General features: G+C 63.7%; 20 protein-coding genes and 1 tRNA gene. 15 read left to right on the forward strand and 6 right to left on the reverse strand.

Annotation, left to right across the window (positions count from 1 at the left end; translation table 11 throughout):
* Window positions 1-5 precede the first annotated feature (5 nt).
* From dacB to M3P27_08370, 3 genes are all read right to left on the reverse strand, one after another.
* Window positions 6-1,625 (reverse strand): D-alanyl-D-alanine carboxypeptidase/D-alanyl-D-alanine-endopeptidase, encoded by a 1,620-nt coding sequence (gene dacB, locus M3P27_08360; protein ID MDP9268319.1) that lies wholly within the window; start codon window positions 1,623-1,625, stop codon window positions 6-8.
* Window positions 1,626-1,671: 46 nt separating this feature from the next.
* A complete protein-coding gene (locus M3P27_08365) occupies window positions 1,672-2,703 on the reverse strand; it encodes a metal-dependent hydrolase (protein MDP9268320.1) in 1,032 nt (343 codons plus the stop codon).
* 92 nt (window positions 2,704-2,795) lie between these two features.
* On the reverse strand, window positions 2,796-3,419 hold the full coding sequence (locus M3P27_08370; GenBank protein MDP9268321.1) for a DUF1579 domain-containing protein: 624 nt from the start codon (window positions 3,417-3,419) through the stop codon (window positions 2,796-2,798).
* A gap of 114 nt (window positions 3,420-3,533) precedes the next feature.
* On the opposite strand from M3P27_08370, the gene ligA reads away from it, so the two are divergent.
* From ligA to M3P27_08390, 4 genes are all read left to right on the forward strand, one after another.
* Complete coding sequence (ligA, locus tag M3P27_08375) at window positions 3,534-5,555, forward strand: NAD-dependent DNA ligase LigA (protein ID MDP9268322.1); 2,022 nt, start codon at window positions 3,534-3,536, stop codon at window positions 5,553-5,555.
* Between the two features lie 125 nt (window positions 5,556-5,680).
* Window positions 5,681-6,724: a Holliday junction branch migration DNA helicase RuvB gene (ruvB, locus tag M3P27_08380; protein ID MDP9268323.1), complete on the forward strand. Its 1,044-nt coding sequence runs from the start codon at window positions 5,681-5,683 to the stop codon at window positions 6,722-6,724.
* A 23-nt stretch (window positions 6,725-6,747) separates the two neighbouring features.
* A complete protein-coding gene (locus tag M3P27_08385; GenBank protein ID MDP9268324.1) occupies window positions 6,748-6,975 on the forward strand; it encodes a type II toxin-antitoxin system HicB family antitoxin in 228 nt (75 codons plus the stop codon).
* Window positions 6,968-7,186, forward strand: coding sequence for a type II toxin-antitoxin system HicA family toxin (locus M3P27_08390; protein MDP9268325.1), 219 nt, complete (start codon window positions 6,968-6,970; stop codon window positions 7,184-7,186). The genes M3P27_08385 and M3P27_08390 overlap by 8 nt, the downstream gene beginning before the upstream one ends.
* 21 nt (window positions 7,187-7,207) lie before the next feature.
* On the opposite strand, the gene M3P27_08395 is transcribed toward M3P27_08390, so the two are convergent.
* Together M3P27_08395 and M3P27_08400 are read right to left on the reverse strand one after the other, a co-directional pair.
* A complete protein-coding gene (locus tag M3P27_08395; GenBank protein MDP9268326.1) occupies window positions 7,208-7,834 on the reverse strand; it encodes a YceI family protein in 627 nt (208 codons plus the stop codon).
* Entirely contained in the window at window positions 7,834-8,448 is a 615-nt protein-coding gene (locus M3P27_08400; protein MDP9268327.1) for a protocatechuate 3,4-dioxygenase, read from the reverse strand. Before M3P27_08400 ends, M3P27_08395 begins: the two co-directional genes overlap by 1 nt.
* Window positions 8,449-8,578: 130 nt before the next feature.
* On the opposite strand from M3P27_08400, the gene M3P27_08405 reads away from it, so the two are divergent.
* The 3 genes from M3P27_08405 (at window position 8,579) to M3P27_08415 (ending at window position 12,706) form a co-directional block, all read left to right on the forward strand.
* On the forward strand, window positions 8,579-9,166 hold the full coding sequence (locus M3P27_08405; GenBank protein ID MDP9268328.1) for a sigma-70 family RNA polymerase sigma factor: 588 nt from the start codon (window positions 8,579-8,581) through the stop codon (window positions 9,164-9,166).
* A complete protein-coding gene (locus M3P27_08410; protein ID MDP9268329.1) occupies window positions 9,163-10,221 on the forward strand; it encodes a FecR domain-containing protein in 1,059 nt (352 codons plus the stop codon). The genes M3P27_08405 and M3P27_08410 overlap by 4 nt, the downstream gene beginning before the upstream one ends.
* A 154-nt stretch (window positions 10,222-10,375) precedes the next feature.
* Window positions 10,376-12,706 carry a carbohydrate binding family 9 domain-containing protein gene (locus M3P27_08415; GenBank protein ID MDP9268330.1) on the forward strand — a complete coding sequence of 777 codons (2,331 nt, stop codon included), beginning with the start codon at window positions 10,376-10,378 and terminating at the stop codon, window positions 12,704-12,706.
* A gap of 101 nt (window positions 12,707-12,807) precedes the next feature.
* Here the strand turns inward: M3P27_08415 and M3P27_08420 are convergent, their stop codons facing one another.
* Window positions 12,808-14,181, reverse strand: a complete 1,374-nt coding sequence (locus M3P27_08420; GenBank protein ID MDP9268331.1) for a hypothetical protein — start codon at window positions 14,179-14,181, stop codon at window positions 12,808-12,810.
* Window positions 14,182-14,447: 266 nt separating this feature from the next.
* On the opposite strand from M3P27_08420, the gene ispE reads away from it, so the two are divergent.
* From ispE to rplI, 8 genes are all read left to right on the forward strand, one after another.
* Window positions 14,448-15,392: a 4-(cytidine 5'-diphospho)-2-C-methyl-D-erythritol kinase gene (gene ispE, locus M3P27_08425; protein ID MDP9268332.1), complete on the forward strand. Its 945-nt coding sequence runs from the start codon at window positions 14,448-14,450 to the stop codon at window positions 15,390-15,392.
* Window positions 15,393-15,477: 85 nt separating this feature from the next.
* Window positions 15,478-15,551, forward strand: a tRNA-Gln gene (locus M3P27_08430).
* Between the two features lie 120 nt (window positions 15,552-15,671).
* Window positions 15,672-16,697 (forward strand): ribose-phosphate pyrophosphokinase, encoded by a 1,026-nt coding sequence (locus M3P27_08435; protein ID MDP9268333.1) that lies wholly within the window; start codon window positions 15,672-15,674, stop codon window positions 16,695-16,697.
* Window positions 16,698-16,727: 30 nt separating this feature from the next.
* Window positions 16,728-17,489: a 50S ribosomal protein L25 gene (locus M3P27_08440; GenBank protein ID MDP9268334.1), complete on the forward strand. Its 762-nt coding sequence runs from the start codon at window positions 16,728-16,730 to the stop codon at window positions 17,487-17,489.
* An 88-nt stretch (window positions 17,490-17,577) separates the two neighbouring features.
* Entirely contained in the window at window positions 17,578-18,180 is a 603-nt protein-coding gene (gene pth, locus M3P27_08445) for an aminoacyl-tRNA hydrolase (protein MDP9268335.1), read from the forward strand.
* 20 nt (window positions 18,181-18,200) lie between these two features.
* A complete protein-coding gene (gene rpsF / locus M3P27_08450; protein ID MDP9268336.1) occupies window positions 18,201-18,629 on the forward strand; it encodes a 30S ribosomal protein S6 in 429 nt (142 codons plus the stop codon).
* A 93-nt stretch (window positions 18,630-18,722) separates the two neighbouring features.
* The gene (gene rpsR / locus M3P27_08455; protein MDP9268337.1) at window positions 18,723-19,217 is read left to right on the forward strand and encodes a 30S ribosomal protein S18; all 495 of its coding nucleotides are present in this window, start codon (window positions 18,723-18,725) and stop codon (window positions 19,215-19,217) included.
* Window positions 19,218-19,325: 108 nt separating this feature from the next.
* Window positions 19,326-19,750: 50S ribosomal protein L9 (gene rplI, locus M3P27_08460; protein MDP9268338.1), on the forward strand; the 425-nt coding region annotated here is incomplete at its 3' end.

The following is a 19,750-nucleotide window of genomic DNA, read 5'->3' on the forward strand; positions in this document are numbered from 1 at the left end:
GAGCGCTATTTCTTTTTCTTGTCGTTCTTCTTATCAGCCGAAGGCGCGCCGTCTTCCACTATGGCCTGCACGATCTGGTCGATGGCCTCGATGGCCTTGCGGCCCTGCAGGTTGTGGTTGTTCACGAAGATGGCGAAGGCGATGCGGTCGCCCCTAAGCGTTTCCACATAACCGGAGAGCGCGTTGACGTGGCCGAGCGAGCCGGTCTTGCCGTGCACGTGTCCTTCCGCCGGCGTGCCGCGGAAGCGGTTGGCGAGCGTGCCGTCCACACCGCCGATGGGCAACGTGGCGCGATAGAGATCGCCCCAAGGCTGGGTGGCAGCGTAGCGCAGCAGCTTCACCGTGGCGTGTGGCGTGACCAGATTCTGGCGCGACATTCCCGAGCCATCGAGCAAGGTGTACTCATCCGGCTTGATGCCGGCTTTGGCGAGGAAGCCATTCAGCACTTCCAGGCCGCCATCGATGGTGCCGGCGGTGCCGCGCTCGCGTCCGAGCAGGCGCAGCATCAGTTCGGCGTGCAGGTTCTGGCTGATCTTGTTGATGAGCTTGAGGTCTTCGGCGAGCGGCAGGGAATCGTGGACGGCCAGGACGAGCGGCTGCATGGCCGACGATGAACCGCCTCCGCCACCCGCGCCCGCGCGCGTGGTCACGCTGAAGGTGGTAAGGTTGGCCATCTCGGTGTGGTGCGTGCGCTCGCGTCCGTAGACCACGATGCCACGGCGCTCGAGCAGTTGGCGGAACCACTGCGCGGCAAACTGCGCGGGATCGTCCACCGCGATAGCCTGGGTGCCGCCGGGATCATCCTGCGGGATGGTCCCCCAGAGCAGCACGTCGTTCGAACCGGGTTCGCGGCTGATGGTGATCTTGCTCGGCCCGGTGCCGGGCGGCGTGGTCGCGATGCGATTGTCGATGCGGTAGTAATCCGCATAAGGCTCGATAGCGATGAAAGCTTTTTCGCCGGGACGGTCGGCCGGCATGATGCGCACGTAGACCACGTTGTCGTTCAAAGTGAGCGCGGAGACGGGCGCGCCATATTCGGTGACCAGGTCATCCTGTTCCCAGCCCGGCGCCCAGCGCTGCGCGGGGAAGTAGGAATCGTCGGCGACCACATCGCCGTCGATGAACTTCAAACCTTTGCGCACCAGCTCGTCGGCAAGGTCTTCGAGCACGTGCGATGCGGGCAGTTGGCGCGGACCGCCGGCGGCGTAGGGGAAGAGGCGTCCGGAAAGATTCGGATCGCCGCGGCCGACGAGCACCAGGTCGCCGGTGAGCCGGCCGTATTTATCGATGGCGCCGGTGGTCTCCACGTCCGTCTTGAAGCGGAACTCCGGCCCGATGAGCGCGAAGGTGGCGGCGGTGGTGAACAGCTTGGTGTTCGATGCGGGCGTGAACAGCTTGTCCGGATTCTGCTGGTAGAGCGTCTTGCCGCTCGCGAGCGAGACCACCTCGACGCCCCAAAAGCCACGGCCGACCTCAGGGTCGGCGAGGATCTTCTCGATCTTCCTGGCGAGCGGGTCGGGCCTGGCAGCAAAAGCGGGCGCCGGGGCGAGCGGCAGCAGCGCCAATACTGCCATCAGCGCCACCAGTCTCATGAATAGCAGGAAAAATGCGGACTTCCGTGACATCTTGCGGCAGATTGTAACACTTTATTAACCGCCGCTGCGGAGAGATCTAATCGGCGGGCTGCATCCACCTGCCCATGCCTTGGCGGCGCACGCGCAGCTGGTCGTCCAGTTCGACGTTGGCGGTGAGGTTCGCGGTGCTGTCGGGATAGAAATAGCGCAGATCGTTGAAGTGGACGAGGTATCCACCCTTGGGCGGCGGCAGCTTCTCGACTTCGAGGTAGGGATACGCCGCCCAATCGAGATACACGCGGCCCATGGCCGACCGTTTCGCTGCCAGCACGACCGGCGGCTCCTCGGGCTTGTAGCGGACGCGCATGCGCCGCTCGCGGTCTACCTCACCGGAGCTCGAATCCACGCGCATCTGGGCGAATGCGGTCGGGATCTCAGCCACGCCATACCACGTGAACGGATCGATGTTGTAAGGATATGCGCTCACTCGCTCCGGATCGGCGCCGAGGTAGCTCTGCGCTGCGAGCGCGGAGAGCGCGCGCCGATGGTGCAGATCGCGGAACCACCACAGCCCGCACATCAGCACCAGGGCGACGATGGCGCCGGCGCGTCCGTGCGGCCCCTGGCTGCGCGCGCCTACTTCTTCGTTGATGAGGCGGAAGAGCAGCGGCACGATCAATCCGCCCGCAAGGATGACGAGCAGCACCGGCTCGACGATGGCAATGATGTCCCACGAGTACCAGCGGTAGGAGAAGGGTGCGAACGGCCGCACGCCGTACTGGTTGGTGAAGTCGAGCAGGATGTGGCTGAGCGCGGCAAGGCAGGCAAATCCAAAGAGCAGCCGCCAACGCACGGGAATCTTCGGCTGCCATCCGCGCTTTATCCGCCAGCGATAGAGCAGCCAGACAAATCCCACGACCGCGGCGGCGACCAGGGGCACGCCGAGAAAAGTATGCGTGATGCCGCGATGATGTTCGAAGCCGGCGACTGGCCCGCCCAGGTAGGCAAGGATGTCCAGATCGGGCGCCTCCGCCGCGAGCACGACCACGGTGGTGGCGAGCGCCGACTTGCGGTTCAATCCGGAGCGCGCGATGCAGGCGCCGGTGAGCAGATGGGTGAGCGGGTCCAAGCGTCAGTTGTAAACCAGTGCACCGGGCGCAGTCCACCGTGGACGGAAAGAAGGGCGCGGCCGAAGCCGCGCCCTGAGCGAGACAGTCCCGCTTATTGCTTGGTTGCGGTTGCGGACATGCCGCCGCCGGCCCGTTTGTATTTGATGGTCATCATGTGCATGTTCTGGCCATTCATGGTGCCGTCCATGGAGAAGGTGAACGAGTTTGGGGTGATGTCGGAAAACTTCTGCACCATGTGCATCTTGCCACCGCCCATATTTGGTGGCATGTCGGAATCGCCTTCGAAGACCAGGTCGTTGCCTTGCCACTTGCCGATACCCGAATCGTCGCAGCCCTGGGGCGTCATGGTGTCGCACCAGATGGAGCGGTAACCTCCGGCCTTGGCGTCGTACCACATCAAGCCGTGCCCGGTGAACGAGCCCATCGGGCCGGTGGACTTCAGGTCGGAGTGGAGCGAGTTGCCGCCCGGACCACGCTTAGACACTTCCGTGCCCTTACCTTTGCCGCCGGGCATGCCCATCATCGACTCGAATGTCTCGTCGAGGCTCCAGGTGCCGGCGAGCATTTTTTCGAGCTTTTTCATCTCCGCACTCTGTGGCGCATTCATGTCGGCCTTCTTGGGGGCCTTCATGTCCTTCATGTGGTTTGCGTCTTTCTTTTCCTGCGCGCCCGCCACCACTACGGCGGCGATCAGCAACAGGGCTAGCATTCGCATGCGCATATTCATCTCTCCTTCTATCTCTTCATCTCGTCTTGGGAAGCGGCAGGAATGGTAACTGGCGGGAGGCAGCCCCGCAAGTGTGATACCTCTTTATAATCCTTGGTTCACATGCCCACCGCCTCCGCCAAAGACGCAACCCGCCGCATCGAGAAGCTGCGCGAGGAGATACGCCGCCACGAGCATCTTTATTACGTGCTCGACGAGCCGAAGATCTCGGACGCCGAATTCGACCGGCTGATGCAGCAGCTCAAGAGCATTGAAGCGGAGCATCCTGCGCTCGTCACCCCGGACTCGCCTTCGCAACGGGTGGGCGGAAAACCGCGCGCGGGCTTTGTGAAGGTCGAGCACTCGCGGCCCATGCTCTCGCTCGACAACGCATACAACGAAGAGGAGTTGCGCGCGTGGGAGCGCCGCGTCCACGAACTCACCGGACGCACCGACGTGGAGTACGTCTGCGAACTCAAGCTCGATGGCATGTCGCTCGCGCTTACCTACTCTGGCAGACAGCTCGCCAAGGGCGTGACGCGCGGCGATGGCTATGTGGGCGAAGACGTCACCACGAACGTGCGGACGATCCGCAGTGTCCCACTCTCGGTCGCGAAGGATGTGCTGAAGCAGGCGGGGATCCCGGCAGGATTCGAAGTCCGCGGCGAGGTGGTGATGCCGCTGGCGGGATTCGAGCGCATGAACGAAGACCGCGAACGCCAGCAGTTGGCGAAGTTCGCGAACCCGCGCAACGCGGCGGCAGGGACCATCCGCGTGCTCGAACCGAATATCGTCGCGCAGCGCCGGCTCGACTTCTACGCCTACTTCCTGCTGCGCGATGGGCGAACCGTGTTTGACCGCCATTCGCAATCGCTGGAAGCGCTCACCACCGCGGGATTCAAGGTGAATCCGAACTGGGCGAAGGTGAAAGACATCGAGGGCGTGCTGGCGTTTCTGCGCAAGTGGGAGTCGCAACGCGAAAAACTCGGCTACGAGATCGACGGCGTAGTGGTCAAAGTCGACCGCATCGGCCTGCAGGAGGAGCTGGGTTTCACCGGGAAAGCCCCGCGCTGGGCGATCGCTTACAAATATGCCGCGCGCGCCGGCGTGACGCGGATCGAAGACATCCTGGTGCAGGTCGGGCGCACCGGAAAGCTGACGCCGGTGGCCGCGCTCAAGCCGGTCGCGATCGGCGGGACGACGGTCGCACGCGCCACGCTGCATAACATGGACGAGATCGAGCGGCTGGGCGTGAAGATCGGCGACTGGGTCACGGTAGAGCGCGGCGGCGACGTGATCCCGAAGGTCGTCAATGTGCTCGACGACAAAGCGCACCCGCGCGGCACGAAGAAGTTCAAGATGCCGGAGCGGTGTCCGGAGTGCGGCGGGCACGTGGTGCGCGTGGAAGGCGAAGCCGACCATCGCTGCATCAACGCGAATTGTCCGGCGAAGCTGCGCGAGTCGCTGCTGCACTGGGCCGGGCGCGGCGTGATGAACATCGAAGGCATGGGCGACTCGCTCGTCAACCAGCTCGCCGACCGCGGCATGCTGAAGAATGTGGCCGACATCTACGCGTTGACCAAAGACAAGCTGCTGGCGCTCGAGCGGGTGGGAGAAAAGTCCGCGCAGAACCTGCTCGATGAGATCGAGCGCTCGAAGAAGCTCCCGTTGGAACGTGTGATCTTTGGGCTCGGCATACGCTTCGTCGGCGAACGCACGGCGGAGCTGCTGGCCGAACACTTCGGCTCGTTGGATGATCTGATGGCCGCGACACCCGAGCAACTCGAAGAAGTCTCCGAGGTGGGTGAGCGCGTCGCGCACGCGATCGTGGAATTCTTTGCCGAAAAGAAGAACCGCGAGCTGGTGGAACGTCTGCGCAAGGCGGGGCTACGCTTCAAAGGCGAGAAGAAACAGCGCGGGACGCAACTCGCGGGCAAGACGTTCGTGATCACCGGGACGCTCAGCCAGCCGCGTGACCACTTCAAACAGCTCATCGAGAACGCGGGCGGCAAGGTGTCCGGGTCAGTCTCGAAGAAGACCGATTACGTGCTCGCCGGGGAAGAGGCCGGCTCGAAGCTCGACAAGGCGAAGGACCTGGGGGTGAAGGTGATCGGGGAAAAAGAGCTGGCCGGCCTGCTGAAATAACGCTGCTGAAATAAAAAGGGCGCGGCTCGCACCGCGCCCAGCCCGTGGAGCTAAGCACGAGAGCTGCGGATGAGGAAAACCTGCGCTTCGCGGCTGCCTCATTTTCGGTGTACCATCCGAAAACAGTGTCGACTCCGAAGAGTTCCCCCGATGTCCGCGAGCGGATCGTCTCGGCCCAGGTGGTCGAAGACGATGCGTCGTTCGAATTAAAGCTGCGGCCCAAGCGGCTGGCAGAGTTCATCGGACAGAACAAGGTCAAAGAGAATCTGGCGGTAGCGATCGAGGCGGCGAAATCGCGCGGCGAAACGCTGGACCACGTGCTGCTCTACGGCCCGCCCGGGCTGGGCAAAACGACTTTGGCGACCATCATCGCCAACGAGATGGGTGCGGCCTTTCAGCAGACCTCGGGGCCGACGCTGCAGATCAAGGGTGACCTCACCGCCATCCTGACCAACGTCCGCGACAAGCAGGTGCTGTTCTTCGACGAGGTACACCGGCTGCAGCCGGCGCTCGAGGAGCTGCTCTACTCCGCATTAGAGGACTACAGACTCGACATCATCATCGGGCAGGGCCCGGCGGCGCGCACCCACACCATCGAGGTAAAGCCGTTCACCTTCATCGGCGCGACCACGCGCGCCGGACTGCTGACGGCGCCGCTGCGCTCGCGCTTCGGCATCATGCTGCGCCTGGAGTTCTATACCCCTGAGGACTTGAAGATCATCGTGAAGCGCTCGGCGGAGATCCTGAACATCGAGGTGGACGAAGCCGGCGCGGAGGAGATCGCTTCGCGCTCGCGCGGCACGCCGCGCATCGCCAACCGGCTGCTGCGTCGCGTCCGCGACTACGCCCAGGTGCGGGCCGCGGGAAAGATCGACGCCGCCACCGCCAAAGCCGCGCTCGAGATGCTCGAGGTGGACAGGTACGGCTTCGACGAGACCGACCGCCGGCTGCTGCTCACCATCATCGAGAAATACCAAGGCGGCCCGGTCGGGGTGAGCACGCTCGCCGCCGCACTCGCCGAAGAGACGGAAGCAATCGAAGAGATCCATGAGCCGTTCCTCATCCAGATCGGCTTCCTCAACCGCACCCCGCGCGGACGCGTCGCCACCAAGCTCGCCTACGAACATTTCGGCATACCACTCAGCCGCAAACAGAACGCGCTCTTCTAGGACGCCTGCTGTATCCTTGCAGCATGAAGAAGACCCGCCAACTCACGGCCATCATCGAGCGAGAAGGCAACAGCTACGTGGCCCTGTGCCCGGAGCTGGATGTTGCCAGCCAAGGCGATACGGTCGAGCAGGCGCGGACCAATCTCAAGGAAGCGGTCGAACTGTTCCTGGAGACCGCTTCCACTGAAGAGGTTCAGAAGCGCCTGCATTCGGAAGTCTTCATCACCCAACTAGAGGTCGCCATTGGGTAAGTTGCGCGTCCTCGCCGGACGCGACGCGTGCGAGATCCTTCGACGCAACGGCTTCACAGAAGTCCGGCGCCACGGCAGTCACATTGTCATGCAAAAAGCCGGGACGGGCACGATCACAGTCCCTGTACCCGATCACGATGAACTGCGGATCGGAACCCTGCAATCGATCATCCGGCAATCGGGCATCCCGCGGACAGCTTTCGAATCCTGAACGGAAATAGCTCTAGCTCCTCTAGCGCTTCGGCGCCACCGCTCCGACCAGCAGATGGATCTCCACGTCGTTGCTGAGCGCCGCCGGCACTGCGCCCCATTTTGCGCCCAGCACGCCGTAGTCGCGCCGGTTGATGGTGAAGCTGGTCTCGAATCCTGCCAGCTTGCCGATCTGCGGCAGCTCGCGCGTGCCGCGCACCTGTACCGGGATGGTGATGCGCTTGGTGACTCCATGGAGGGTGAAGTCTCCGGTCACCAGCAACCCGTTCGGTCCGTTGGCGCGCACCGATGTGCTGCGGAAGGTGAGCGTCGGGAAGCGCGCGACGTCGAAGAAATCGGCGGAGCGCAACACGCCATCGCGCGTCTCGTTCTTTGTGTCGATGCTATTCGCCTGCACCGTGATCTCGACGCGGGATGCCTCCGGCTTCAGCGGATCATAGGTCAGCGTCCCGTCGAATTCGCGGAACTGGCCTTGTTCGGGTAGCACCATCCACTTGGTGATCTTGAAAGTGACGTTGGTGTAGACGGGCTTGACCGAATAGGTCTCGGCGGACGATGCCAGCCCGACAGCCGGCAAGAGCAGTACGAGGGTGAGAGCAACGAGCGCGCGGAAGCGCGGGGCGATCTGCGACGTATGTTTCACGGACATTAGTCCTCCTGGTCGTGTCTGCGGAAATCGAGCCCGACGCGCTGCGTGTTGCCGCTGCGCGCGGCTTTCTGGATGTAGGAAAACGTTCCGGCATGCGCGTTGCGTGCGTACATCTGTGGCGTGAGCAGCGGATCGCCGTCGAACCACAGGATGTCGCCCTGGCGATGGCGGTCGGGCCACCACAGAACGAAGTGAACATGCGCGGGATTGTTGCGCTGCGGATACGGCGCCGGACGGATGGTCGTGAACTCGTAGGCACCGTCTTTGCCGGTGCGCACGGTGGCTTCGAGACGCGGCCGGCGCGTGCTCCAGTCGGCGGTGTAGTGGTCGGGGCGATAGAGTCCCTTGGCGTCGGTGTGGTAGGCGTATATGACGACGGCGGCGGCGGGCGTGCGGCCGTCCCTCTCGTAGACCTTTCCGGAGATGACGAGCGGCTCGCCCGGCTCGCCAGCAGGCGCGATGCGCGCGCTTGATCCGTTAACGTTGGCGGGCTGCTCCGGCCATTGGAAGCCCCACGCGCTAGAGACGAACGGCACGAACGTTCCCATCGCGGCAGCACCGGCGACCCCCGCCATCGTCATCAGAAGACCGCGGCGGCTAATGACACCAGCCATAAAGCACCTCTGCTGGTTAGGACGGCGGCGCGGCGCGGGTGTTAACGTCTATCCGTTCCGAAATCTTTTCTTGTCTGTACACCCGTGTTTGTTAACACCAGTGCCCGTTTAGCCGTCTTTCAAATAGGGAATGAACGAGCCGGTACCGCCGATGAACGCGATGGACGTCGTGGAAGAAGAGGGCGCGCTGGTGCGCCTGGCGCAGCGCGGTGACCACGCATTCGCGAGGCTCTACCAGCGCTATGCGCGCGTGGTGCACGGCATCATACTGGCGCGCTTGCCGAGCGCCGAGGTGGACGACCAGGTACAAGAAGTCTTCATCGCGGCGCTGCGCAAGCTTGGCAGCTTGCGCGATACGCAAGCTTTTGGCGGATGGCTGTGCGCGATCGCCCGCAATCGCGCCGCCGATTTTCACCGCTCGGCGGTGTCCACCGAAGAGCTGACCGATACCGAAACAGCTGCGGACTCGGCGGCAGAGAACGCCGATGCCGCCGAAGCGCTGCGCGCCATCCGCTCATTACCAGAGACTCATCGCGAGACGTTGCTGCTGCGCCTGGTGGAAGGGCTCACCGGCCCGGAGATCGCGGCGCGCACCGGACTCACGCATGGCTCGGTGCGCGTGAACCTGCATCGCGGCATGCAGATGCTGCGGCGCGCGTTGGGTAGGAAGCAGGGCAGTGAGCAAGGAAGAGAACCGGGAATGGAGTTGCCATCATGAACGATTACCTGTGGGACGGCACGGGAGAACCCGAGCCCGAGGTCGAGCGCCTGGAGAAGCTGCTCGCTCGTTATCGTGGGCCGCAAGGCGCACTGTCGCCACTGCATGCCATCCCGGTGCGGGCGGCCTGGTTCCAGCAAACTCGGTTCCAGCCGCCGGTGTATGCCGCTGCGGCTATAGCTGCGACCGTGGTGATCGCTTTGGCGCTCATGCTGCTCCGGCCGGCCGCGCCCGCACCCGAGACCGGGATGCGATTCGCAGCCGTTACCGGCGCCCCCCGCCTGAATGGGATCGCTACCGCTTCCGGCGCGCTGCAGTTGGGCCAGCGACTCGAGACTGGCGTTTCGGACGCAGCAAATGTGCGCGTGGCAGACATCGGGTGGGTAGAGATCGGTCCCGGCTCCGTCGTGGCGCTACTGGAGAACCGCGAAGGCCGCCGGCGGTTGCGGCTGGAGCGCGGCGTGCTGCATGCGGAGATCGCCGCACCGCCCGCCGTGTTCGTGGTGGAGACTCCCTCGGCGCGCGTCATCGACCTGGGCTGCGCCTACACCCTCACCCTCTCGCCAGCTGGCGAGGGAGAGATCCAGGTGACGGCAGGGTGGGTGCAGATGGATTTTGGTTACGTCCAGTCGCTTGTGCCCGCCGGTTTTGCGGCACGGATCGCGCCCGGGGGACGCATCTCGCCGCCCTACACGCAGCAGACCTCCCCCGAGTTTCGTGACGCCTTGCTGACCTGGTGGCGCGCCGAGGGACCGGCGGCGGCTCCCAGACTTCGGGAGACGGCGTTGTCGGAGATCCTAGCGCGCGCGCAAAAGCGCGACGCGCTCACGCTGTTGAACATGTTCGGCTGGGCGGAGGAGGATGAGCGCGGCCGCGTCTATGACCGGCTCGACGCGCTGGTGCGTGCGCCGGCGGGGGTCACTCGCGCCGAGATCGTCGCGGGAACGCGCAACGCCGCCGGCCCGTGGTGGCCCGTGGTGCATCAGGAGCTCGGCGTCTCAACCTTCAAGAAAAAAGGTCCGCTGCATCTGGGCCGTTACTTCGGCGAGCAGTAGGGCATTCGCGAAGTAAAGCATTCGCGGCTGCGGTTTGTCTGTCCCGCGCGACTAACCTTTTTCGGATTCGTTGGTCTAATGCCGACAGTTACTTCATCTCCTGTGAGGGGAAGTGCTCAGCAGCAAGCAAAGGGCCCCATTCGCCGCTAGTTTGTTGCTGGCGCTTCCCCTGTTATCGCTCGCGCAGACAGGAGGTAAAGCGCAGGCCGCGCCATCCGCGCCGCCACCCACCCCTCCGGCCGCCGCCCGGGCAGACATCGCCATCACCAAGGTGGAACGTCCGCCCACGCTGGAAGATTTTGCCGGGATGAAGCCTGCGACTCCGTTGGCCCTGAGCATGGCGAAGGTCGATATCTTCACTCAGCTTGATCCCAAAGAAGGCGCGCCGGCGCAGGAGCGCACCGAAGCCTACCTCGGCTACGACGACAAGAATTTTTACGTGGTGTGGCTGTGCTTCGACAAAGATCCGAAGAAGATCCGCGCGATGCTGGCGCGGCGCGACACCATCGGCCCGGAACACGACGAGGTGCAGCTCTATCTCGACACCTTCAACGACCGGCGGCGGGCGTACGGGTTCATGGCCAACCCGCTGGGAGTGCAGTTCGATTACATCTGGACGGACTACAACGGTTACGACGCTTCCTACGACACGGTGTGGGACTCGAAGGGGAAGGTCACGGAAACGGGATACATGGTATGGATGTCGATCCCGTTCAAGAGCTTGCGTTTTTACAAGCAGCCCGACCAGACGTGGGGCATCATTCTGCAGCGCGTGGTGCCGCACGATAACGACAACAGTTTCTATCCTTTTCTCTCGCGCAAGATCCAAGGACGCCTCACGCAGGAAGCGCACGTCACCGGGCTGAAGGACATCCGGCCGGGACGTAACATCCAACTCACGCCCTACGCCATCGCGCGCTCGTTCAAGACCATCGACACGCGCGATCCCAGCCGTCCGTTTTTCACGCAGAACAAATTGGGCGGTGACGCTGGCCTGGACGCGAAGATCATCCTGCACGATTCTCTGGTGCTCGACCTCACGTTCAATCCCGATTTCCGCCAGGTCGAGTCAGACGAGCCGCAGACCACGGTGAACCAGCGCTTCGAGGTGTTCTTTCCGGAGAAGCGTCCGTTCTTCCAGGAGAACGCGAACTTCTTCACCACGCCGATCAATCTTTACTTCACGCGGCGCATCATCGATCCGCAGTTCGGCATGCGCCTTACCGGCAAGCTGGGCGAGTGGAACCTCGGGTTGCTCTCCATCGACGACCAGTCGCCCGGACGCATCGTCCCCGACAACGATCCCAACCGGCGCAAGCGCGCCTACTTCAACATCGCGCGCATCACGCACGATATCGGCAAGCAGTCGCACCTCGGCATCCTGTATGCCGACCGTGAGCTGAGCGCCGATCCCGGGACCAGTTGCGGCGCCGACCGCTGCCGGGCAACGAACAACCGTGTGGGCGGCGTGGATGGGCACTTCCAGATCGGCGACCACTTCAACACCGAGTTCCAGGTGGTGGAGAGCTCCACCGATTTCGCCGACGGCACACATAAGGCCGGCCCGTCATCGCAGGCCTTCGCCGAGTACTCCACGCGGAAGATCGAATACAACGTGCTCTACCAGGACACCGCGCGCGGCTTCGAGACGCTCACCGGCTTCTTCCGCCGGCCTGATCTCCGGCGCGAGAGCCACTTCTTCCAGTATCGCGATTACCACGAGAACAACGTGCTCACGTATTGGGGGCCGCAGGTATTCCACGTGGCGGCATGGGACCACACCGGCAAGCTGCTGGAATACAACTGGGAGCCGAGCGTAGTTTTCCAATTCAAGCAAAGCACTAACTTCACTGTTGGCCATGGCTTCACCACGGAGAAGCTGCGGCCGCAGGATTTCGGTCCGCCGGTCACGAACGACCTCTACTTCAACAAGGGATACTGGTGGGGATTCTTCGACAGTACCTACTTCAAGCGCGTGGCGCTGCACGGCAACTTCCAGTTAGGCAAAGCGATCAACTTCGATCCGCCGGCGGGGCAGGCGCCATTCCTGGCGAATGAGGTGAACGCCTTCCTGCTGCTGACGCTGCGTCCGTTCGGCAACCTCACGGTCGATAACACATACTTGATCGAGCGGCTCACCGACCGCGCCAGCGATCACGCTATCCTGAACTTCCACGTCTTCCGTTCGAAGTGGAACTATCAGTTCACCAAAGAGCTGGCGGTGCGCACCATCTTCCAGTACACCTCGCTGATCGCCAACCCGGGACTCTCGTCGCTCACCAACAACAAGCAGTTCAATGGCGACTTCCTGATCAGCTACCTGATCCATCCGGGCACAGCTGTCTACCTGGGTTACAACTCCGACCTGCAGACCATCGACCGCGAGGGCATCCATCAGCACACCGGCATCTTCCCCACACGGAACCGCTTCCTCAACGACGGTCACCAGGTCTTCGTGAAGATCAGCTACCAGTTCCGGTACTGATTGTTCTGTCGCTTCGCTCCCAACCGCACACGGGTGTCGCGTTCGCATTGCGCTATCGGCCCGCTGGCAGGCGGCTCGGCGCGCACGCCGGCCTCGCCACCTCAACGTCGAACCTGGGCATCCGCCTCCGTGCGCGCCTTCACGTGCTCGAGCACGCGCATGTGGATGCGATGGATGACGGCGTCTGACCAGAGCTGCCAATACGTCTGCGGCCAGAAGCGGTTCTTGTACCAGGTGGTGCCTTCGAGGCGGGTGCGTCCGCCGGGTAGCGGGAGGAGCAGGAACTCGCCTTGCTGCGACGAGAAGTAATGATCGAGGTGGGGCGGATGGATGCCGGGATAGGGGGAGAGCTCCTGCATCGCGGGTGGCTCGGCGGTCACACCGAAGCGGAGCAGGCGAGCTTCGTCCCAGACCTCGATGGGCTCGACGAATGCGCCGGTGGAAAAGACGCAGTGCCGTACCGCGCCCACGCCGGTGCCGGAGATCTCCGCGCGCAGCGGATACGCGAGACCGGTCTTGAAATACCACTCGTCCGGCGGAGCGAGTTGCTGGAACGAGACCACGTTGCGCCACACCGCTTCGGGCGACGCGTCGATCTCGATGACGGACGTCACGTGTAACAGCGGCGGCTGCTCCACCGGCCGCGCGTGGTCGAGCGCGAACGTTCCGGGAAGCGCGAGCAGCAGCGCGCCGAAGACCTCGACCGGGAGTGGTCCGCCCCAACTGCTGCGCTGAATGAAGTGGCCGGTCAGCCCACCCAGCAACGCCAGGCCCATGGCGATGGGCGCGGCCATGAGCACGCACACCACCCCTTCGATGGCGATGGCGACCAGCGCCGCGCCGGCCACGGTGATGGCGAGCGCGGCCACACCCAGGCAATCCCGCAGGCGGCGCGGCGCTTTGTATCCGTAGACCAGCACTGAGACCATGCCGATCCAGAAAGGCAAGCCGACGAATATTCCCCACCCGTAATCTTTGAACACCGTGACGGCGACCGCGGTAGCCCCCACGCCGAAAGGAACGCTCAGGGCCAGGCTCATTGCGGCGCTGCCCAGCGGATTGTCAGGGATGATGCGCGCCAGCCACGAGCGCGCGTGCCGCGTCTCTATGGCGTCGCGGCCGGGTACGATGGCGAGCAGGAGAAAGAAGATGTAGTTGACGGCGGGGACGAAGAAGAGCGCGACCAGCGCGAGCGGCCACTGCAGATCGCGCAGGCGGCGCACGGTGAGCGTGACACCCGCCCAGATGAATGGCAGGCTCACCAGGATCAGCGCGAGCAGGAAATCCCAGTCCAGGCGCGGCAGGTGCGAGAGGTCGCGGCGCGAGGGCTGCAAGTAATCGAACGGCGACCAGCCGCGGCCGAATGCGGCGGCCAGTGCGCGGTCGAGGTTGTATTTCAAGGCGACGAGCAGGATGCCCCAGAGCGCGAAGTGCCCGCGTCCGGTCTTGCCGCGCACGTCCCAGAGCTCGCGCATGGGCAACTTTCTCTCTCCGCGCGGGAGTATACGCAGGGAGACGCGCGTTCAAGTTTGTTTTTCTTGTTCAAGCGGCGAGAAGAATCCCGCTTACCACCGCCGGGCGGCCGAGTCTAACCGGATGTCTCGCGGTCAGCTCCATCCTCCTGTTGAGGGCGCTGCGGGATCAGCCCGGCGTCGGCCGCGCCGGGCCACTTATTTACCCCACACTCGCTGCCGCGCTCACCCGTGTCCTATGTGCGGGGCGCGTATACAATCCTCCCGCCATGGCGCTAGCCGTCCACTCGTTCGCGAAGATCAACCTCGGATTGCGCATCGGACCGCGCCGCGGCGACGGCTTCCACGAACTGCGTACCGTCTACCAGACGATCGCCCTGCACGACACCATCAAGATCGACGTAAAACCCGGCATGGGCATCGAAGTGCGCTCGAAAGACGCGCGCGTCCCGCAGGACGAGTCGAACACCTGCTATCGCATGGCCGAGCGGGTGCTCAAGGCGCTGAAGTTGCGGAAAAAGGTGACGCTGTACATCGAGAAGCGGTTGCCGATCGAGGGTGGTGTGGGCGGCGCGTCGTCGAATGCGGTGGCGACCTTGCTGGGACTGGAACGCGCGCTCAAGGTGAAGATCGACTCCGAAGAAAAGCTGCGCCTGGCCCAGGAGACCGGCTCCGACTGCCCATTATTCCTAGTCGGCGGGACGGTGCTTGGGCTCGGCCGCGGCGAAGATGTCTATCCCTTGCCGGACTTGCCGGCGCTCGATTGCGTGCTGGTGGCGCCCGATGTGGGGGTATCCACGCCGCGGGCGTTCGCCGACTGGGACAAATTGACGGCCTCGGATCACTCCGATACAATGAATGGGTTCAGTCGCTCCGTTTGGAGTTGGCTGTGTGGTTCCACAACCGGTGTTCCCGCCAGGAGCGGGGACCGGGCCGAGGCACTGCTTCTCGACCTTGTCCGTGCCGGGATAGAGAACGACTTCGAACGCGTTGTCTTTCCCCAGCATTCTGAATTACGAGAAGTGAAGCGGGCCTTGGAGCGCGCGGGCGCGAGTTTTGCCTCGCTCTCAGGTTCCGGCTCGTCGCTTTTCGGGCTGTTCCCGTCGAGCGCCGGGGCCGAAAAGGCCGCTAAAAAGCTTTCGGCCGACGGCCTGCGAGCCATGGCCACGCGCACGCTGCCGCGCAATGTGTATTGGAAGAACCTATGGGGCTAGGACCGCTGAGTTTCCAGTTTCCCGTTTCCAGTTTTCGGTGGCCGTAGAAACTGGAAACCGGAAACGGGAAACCGGGAACGGTTTTTGGGCGGTCGACTAATGGTAGGTCAAGTGCCTTTGACGCACTTTGTCCAGGTTCGAATCCTGGCCGCCCAGCCAAGAAGTTTGCGGTACCCAGTACTCAGTACCCAGTGGGGCTGAGGTTCTTTCTGGGTACTGAGTACTGGGTACCGGGTACTGACGACGTTGAGCAGCGAAACTCCAACCCGAGAGCAGAACATGGCGACCGTAGGGACCGCGACGACGGAAAAAAAGCCGCAAGCGACGCAGCCCAAGGGCGAGCGCAAGCCGCAGCGCGCCCGCCACGACGATAAGTTCAAGATCTTCTGCGGCACGGCCAACGAGCCGCTGGCCGACGAGGTCTGCGCCTTCCTCGGCATGCCACGCTCGCACGCCGAACTCAAGCGTTTCTCCGATGGCGAGGTCTACCTGCAGATCATGGAGAACGTGCGCGGCGCCGACGTGTTCGTGGTGCAGCCCACGTGCTTCCCGGTGGACCAGCACCTGATGGAGCTGCTGCTGATGATCGACGCGCTCAAGCGCGCCAGCGCCCGGCGCATCACCTGCGTCATCCCGTATTACGGTTACGCGCGCCAGGACCGCAAAGACAAGCCGCGCGTCCCGGTATCGTCGAAGCTGGTGGCCGACCTGCTGACCACGGCGGGCGCCGACCGCGCACTCATCGTCGACCTGCACGCGCCGCAGATCCAGGGCTTCTTCAATATCCCGGTGGACCATCTGTTCGCCTCGCCGGTGCTGGTGGGCTACGTGAAAGAGCAGAAGCTGGCCGACCTGACCGTGGTCTCGCCGGACGCGGGCGGCGTGGAGCGCGCGCGTTTCTTTGCCAAGAAAGTGGAAGCGCCGCTGGCCATCGTGGATAAACGCCGCACCGACGTGAACGTGGCCGAGGTGATGCACGTGATCGGCGACGTGCAAGGCCGCACCGCGCTCATCCTCGACGACATCATCGATACCGCCGGAACGCTGGTAAAGACGGCGGAGGCGCTGCTCGACGCGGGCGCGGCGCGCGTGTATGCGTGCGCCACCCACGCGGTGCTTTCCGGGCCGGCCATCGAGCGTATCTCGAAGTCGCGCATCGAGCAGGTGATCGTGACCAACACCATCCCGCTGACCGAGGCGGCCAAGAACGAGAGAAAGATCAAGGTGCTATCGATCGCCGGGCTGGTGGCGCGCGCGATCCAGAGCATCCATGAAGAGACCTCGATCAGCACGTTGTTCGCCTAAGGTTTAGATTTTCTGGAAGGACACTGAATCATGGCTACCGCAACGCAACCGAACGCAAAATCGAAGACAGAGCAGTCGAACACCGTGGAAGCGCAGCCGCGCCCGGAAGCTTCGCGCGGCAAGAATGAGGCGCGCCGTTTGCGCGTGCAGGGACGCATCCCCGCCGTGCTCTATGGCGCGAAGAAACAGACCATCGCGCTCGAAGTCGATCCCAAGGCCATCGGCCGCATCCTGCACTCGGAGAGCGGACACAACACCATCTTCGACCTGGTGGCGGGTGGCGAGAAGACCAAGGCGATGATCGTCGATTGGCAGTACGAGCCCATCAAGGGACATCTGCTGCACATCGACCTGAAGCGCATCGCGATGGACGAGCGTCTGCGCGTGAAGGTTCCCATCCTGTTGCAGGGCGTGCCCGAGGGCGTGAGGACGCAGGGCGGCATCCTGGAGCAGATCACGCGCGAGATCGAGATCGAGTGCTTGCCGGCGGATATCCCGAGCCACATCGACCTCGACGTGACCGAGCTGGTGTTCACCGTGGTGAAGCGCGTGAGCGACCTGCCCCACTCCGACAAGATCAAGTTCATCACCGATGCGAACACGCCGGTGGCGCACATCGTGACGGTGAAAGAAGAAGTGGTGGCGACGCCGGATGCGGTCGCCGATGCTGCCGCCGCTCCCGCCGAGCCCGAAGTCATCAAGAAGGGCAAGCAGGAGACCGAGGAGGAAGGCGCCGAGGCTGCGCCCGAGCCCGCGAAGGAAGGCAAGAAGGAAAAGAAGGGCAAGGAGTAATGCGGCGCGCGGCCCAGGCGGCGTGAGGGTCTTTGATCTGAGGTCTTTGGATCTGAGGAAGGTGCTTATCTGAGGAAGGTGCGTGCGCGTGAAGCTGATCGTCGGTCTCGGAAATCCCGGAATCGAATACCAGTTCACGCCGCATAACCTGGGGTTCCTGGCGCTCGATCGCATCGCGGAAAGCAAAGACTGCGGCGCGCAGATCGCGAATCGCAGGTCGCGCGCGCTCACCGGCAAGTGCTCCATCGCCGGTCATGAAGTGCTCCTGGCAAAGCCGGAGACCTACATGAACCTGAGCGGCGTGGCGGTGGCGGCGCTGGTCGCGGAGCTGGGGCTGGACGCGACCAAGGACCTGATCGTGATCTACGACGAGCTTGACTTGCCGTGGGGGACGATTCGTATCCGCGAGCGCGGTTCGGCGGGCGGACACAACGGGGTAAAGTCGCTCATCGCCGCGCTGGGTACGGAAGAGTTTCTCCGCATCCGGCTGGGCATCGGACCTGATTTCGAAGTGGGCGACGGCGCGAAGTATGTGCTGGCGCAGATGAAGAAGGCGCAACTCGCGATCGCCGGCGAGATGCTGGACCAGGCGAACGAGGCAGTGAAGGTGATCTTGCAGGAAGGCGCTTCCGTCGCGATGAACCGGTTCAACCGGCGCGCGCAGGATGAAGGCGCCGCAAGTACGAGCTAGTAAACGAAGTGGAGAATGAGATGAATCGTCTTTATGAAGTGATGTTCATCGTGCGGCCGGATATCGCCGATGAAGAGATCGACAAACTGGTTTCGGGTTTCGAGGCCAGCGTGGGCTCGGCCGGCGGGTCGGTGCAGAAGATCGACCGCATGGGCAAGCGCCGCCTGGCGTACAACGTGCAGCGCTTTCAGGATGGCAACTACATCCTGCTCACGGTGGAAGGGAGCGGACAGACGGTGCTCGAGTTGGAGCGCCGCTTGCGCGTCTCCGAGCCGGTGATCAAGTTCATCACCGTACGCATCGACGAGGAGCAGAAGCGCCTCGACAAGGTGAAGAAGATCCGCGCCACGCGCGTGAAGCGTGTGCCCGCACCGCCGCTTACCCCGGCCGTTCCGGCTGCAGAAGCCGCGACGGGCGCGGATGCTGCGCCCGCAACGACCACGGTCTAGCGGGGCGGTCGGTTGCAGGGTGGCGCCAGCCGTCTCTTGCAAGAGCGGGAGCGCCGCAGCGCTAACAGCGAAGAAATCTGGATCAGGAGATTTATGGCAGACGAAGTGAAGACACCGAACGAAGCTCCCGCCACGAAGGCGGAGCCAACTACCACGCCGGCGGCGGCGTCCCCGTCACCGGCAGCATCCGCGCCGGCAGCATCCGCGCCGGCAGCTTCCGCACCGTCAACGTATACGCCGGCCGCATCCACAGGCTACACGCCGCGTCCGCACAGCCCGCGTCCGGGCGGCGGCGACCGCGGACCGGGCGGCCCGCGCGGCGAGCGGCGTCCGGGCAGCTCCGGACCCGGTGGCCCGCGCGGCGACCGCAAGTTCTTCCGGCGCAAGAAGGTTTGCAAGTTCTGCGTGGAGAAGATCGACGCCATCGACTACAAGGACGTCGGCTTGCTGCGGCAGTTCGTCGCCGAGCGCGGCAAGATCGTGCCGCGGCGCCTGACTGGCGTGTGCACGCCGCACCAGCGCCGTTTGTCCGCCGCCATCAAGCAGGCGCGCAACATCGCGCTGCTGCCGTTCCAAGCCAGGTTCTAAGAGCGCTGCTAGCCACTAGCTTCTAGCCCCTAGCTAGGGGCCAGGAGCTAGAAGCTTTCAACGTTGAGATTCCGCGGCTTGGGCCGCGAGACTTTGGAGTTCACGACCATGGAAGTGATCCTGAAAGAAGATGTTCCCAAGCTCGGCTCTCGCGGCGACGTGGTGAAAGTCGCCGAGGGCTACGGCCGCAACTATCTGCTGCCACGCAAGCTCGCCATCGAGGCGAGCGCCGGCAACAAAGCCGTGATCGAGCAGATGAAGCAGTCGGCAGCGCGCCGCTCCGAACGCGAGAAAGCGGACGCGCAGGCGATGGCCGGCAAGTTCGCCGACGTGGTGCTGCACTTCCGCCGCAAATCCGGCGAAAAAGACCACCTCTTCGGCTCCGTCACCTCGCCCGAGATCGCCGAGGCACTGGCGAAGCAGGGGCTCGAGGTCGACCGCCGCAAGATCCAGCTCACCGAAGCGATCAAGACGCTGGGCGAGCACACCGTCATGGCCAAGCTGCACCGCGACGTCCCTGTGACGTTCAAAGT

This window comes from Acidobacteriota bacterium, from assembly GCA_030774055.1.
Lineage (GTDB): Bacteria > Acidobacteriota > Terriglobia > Terriglobales > Acidobacteriaceae > JACPNR01.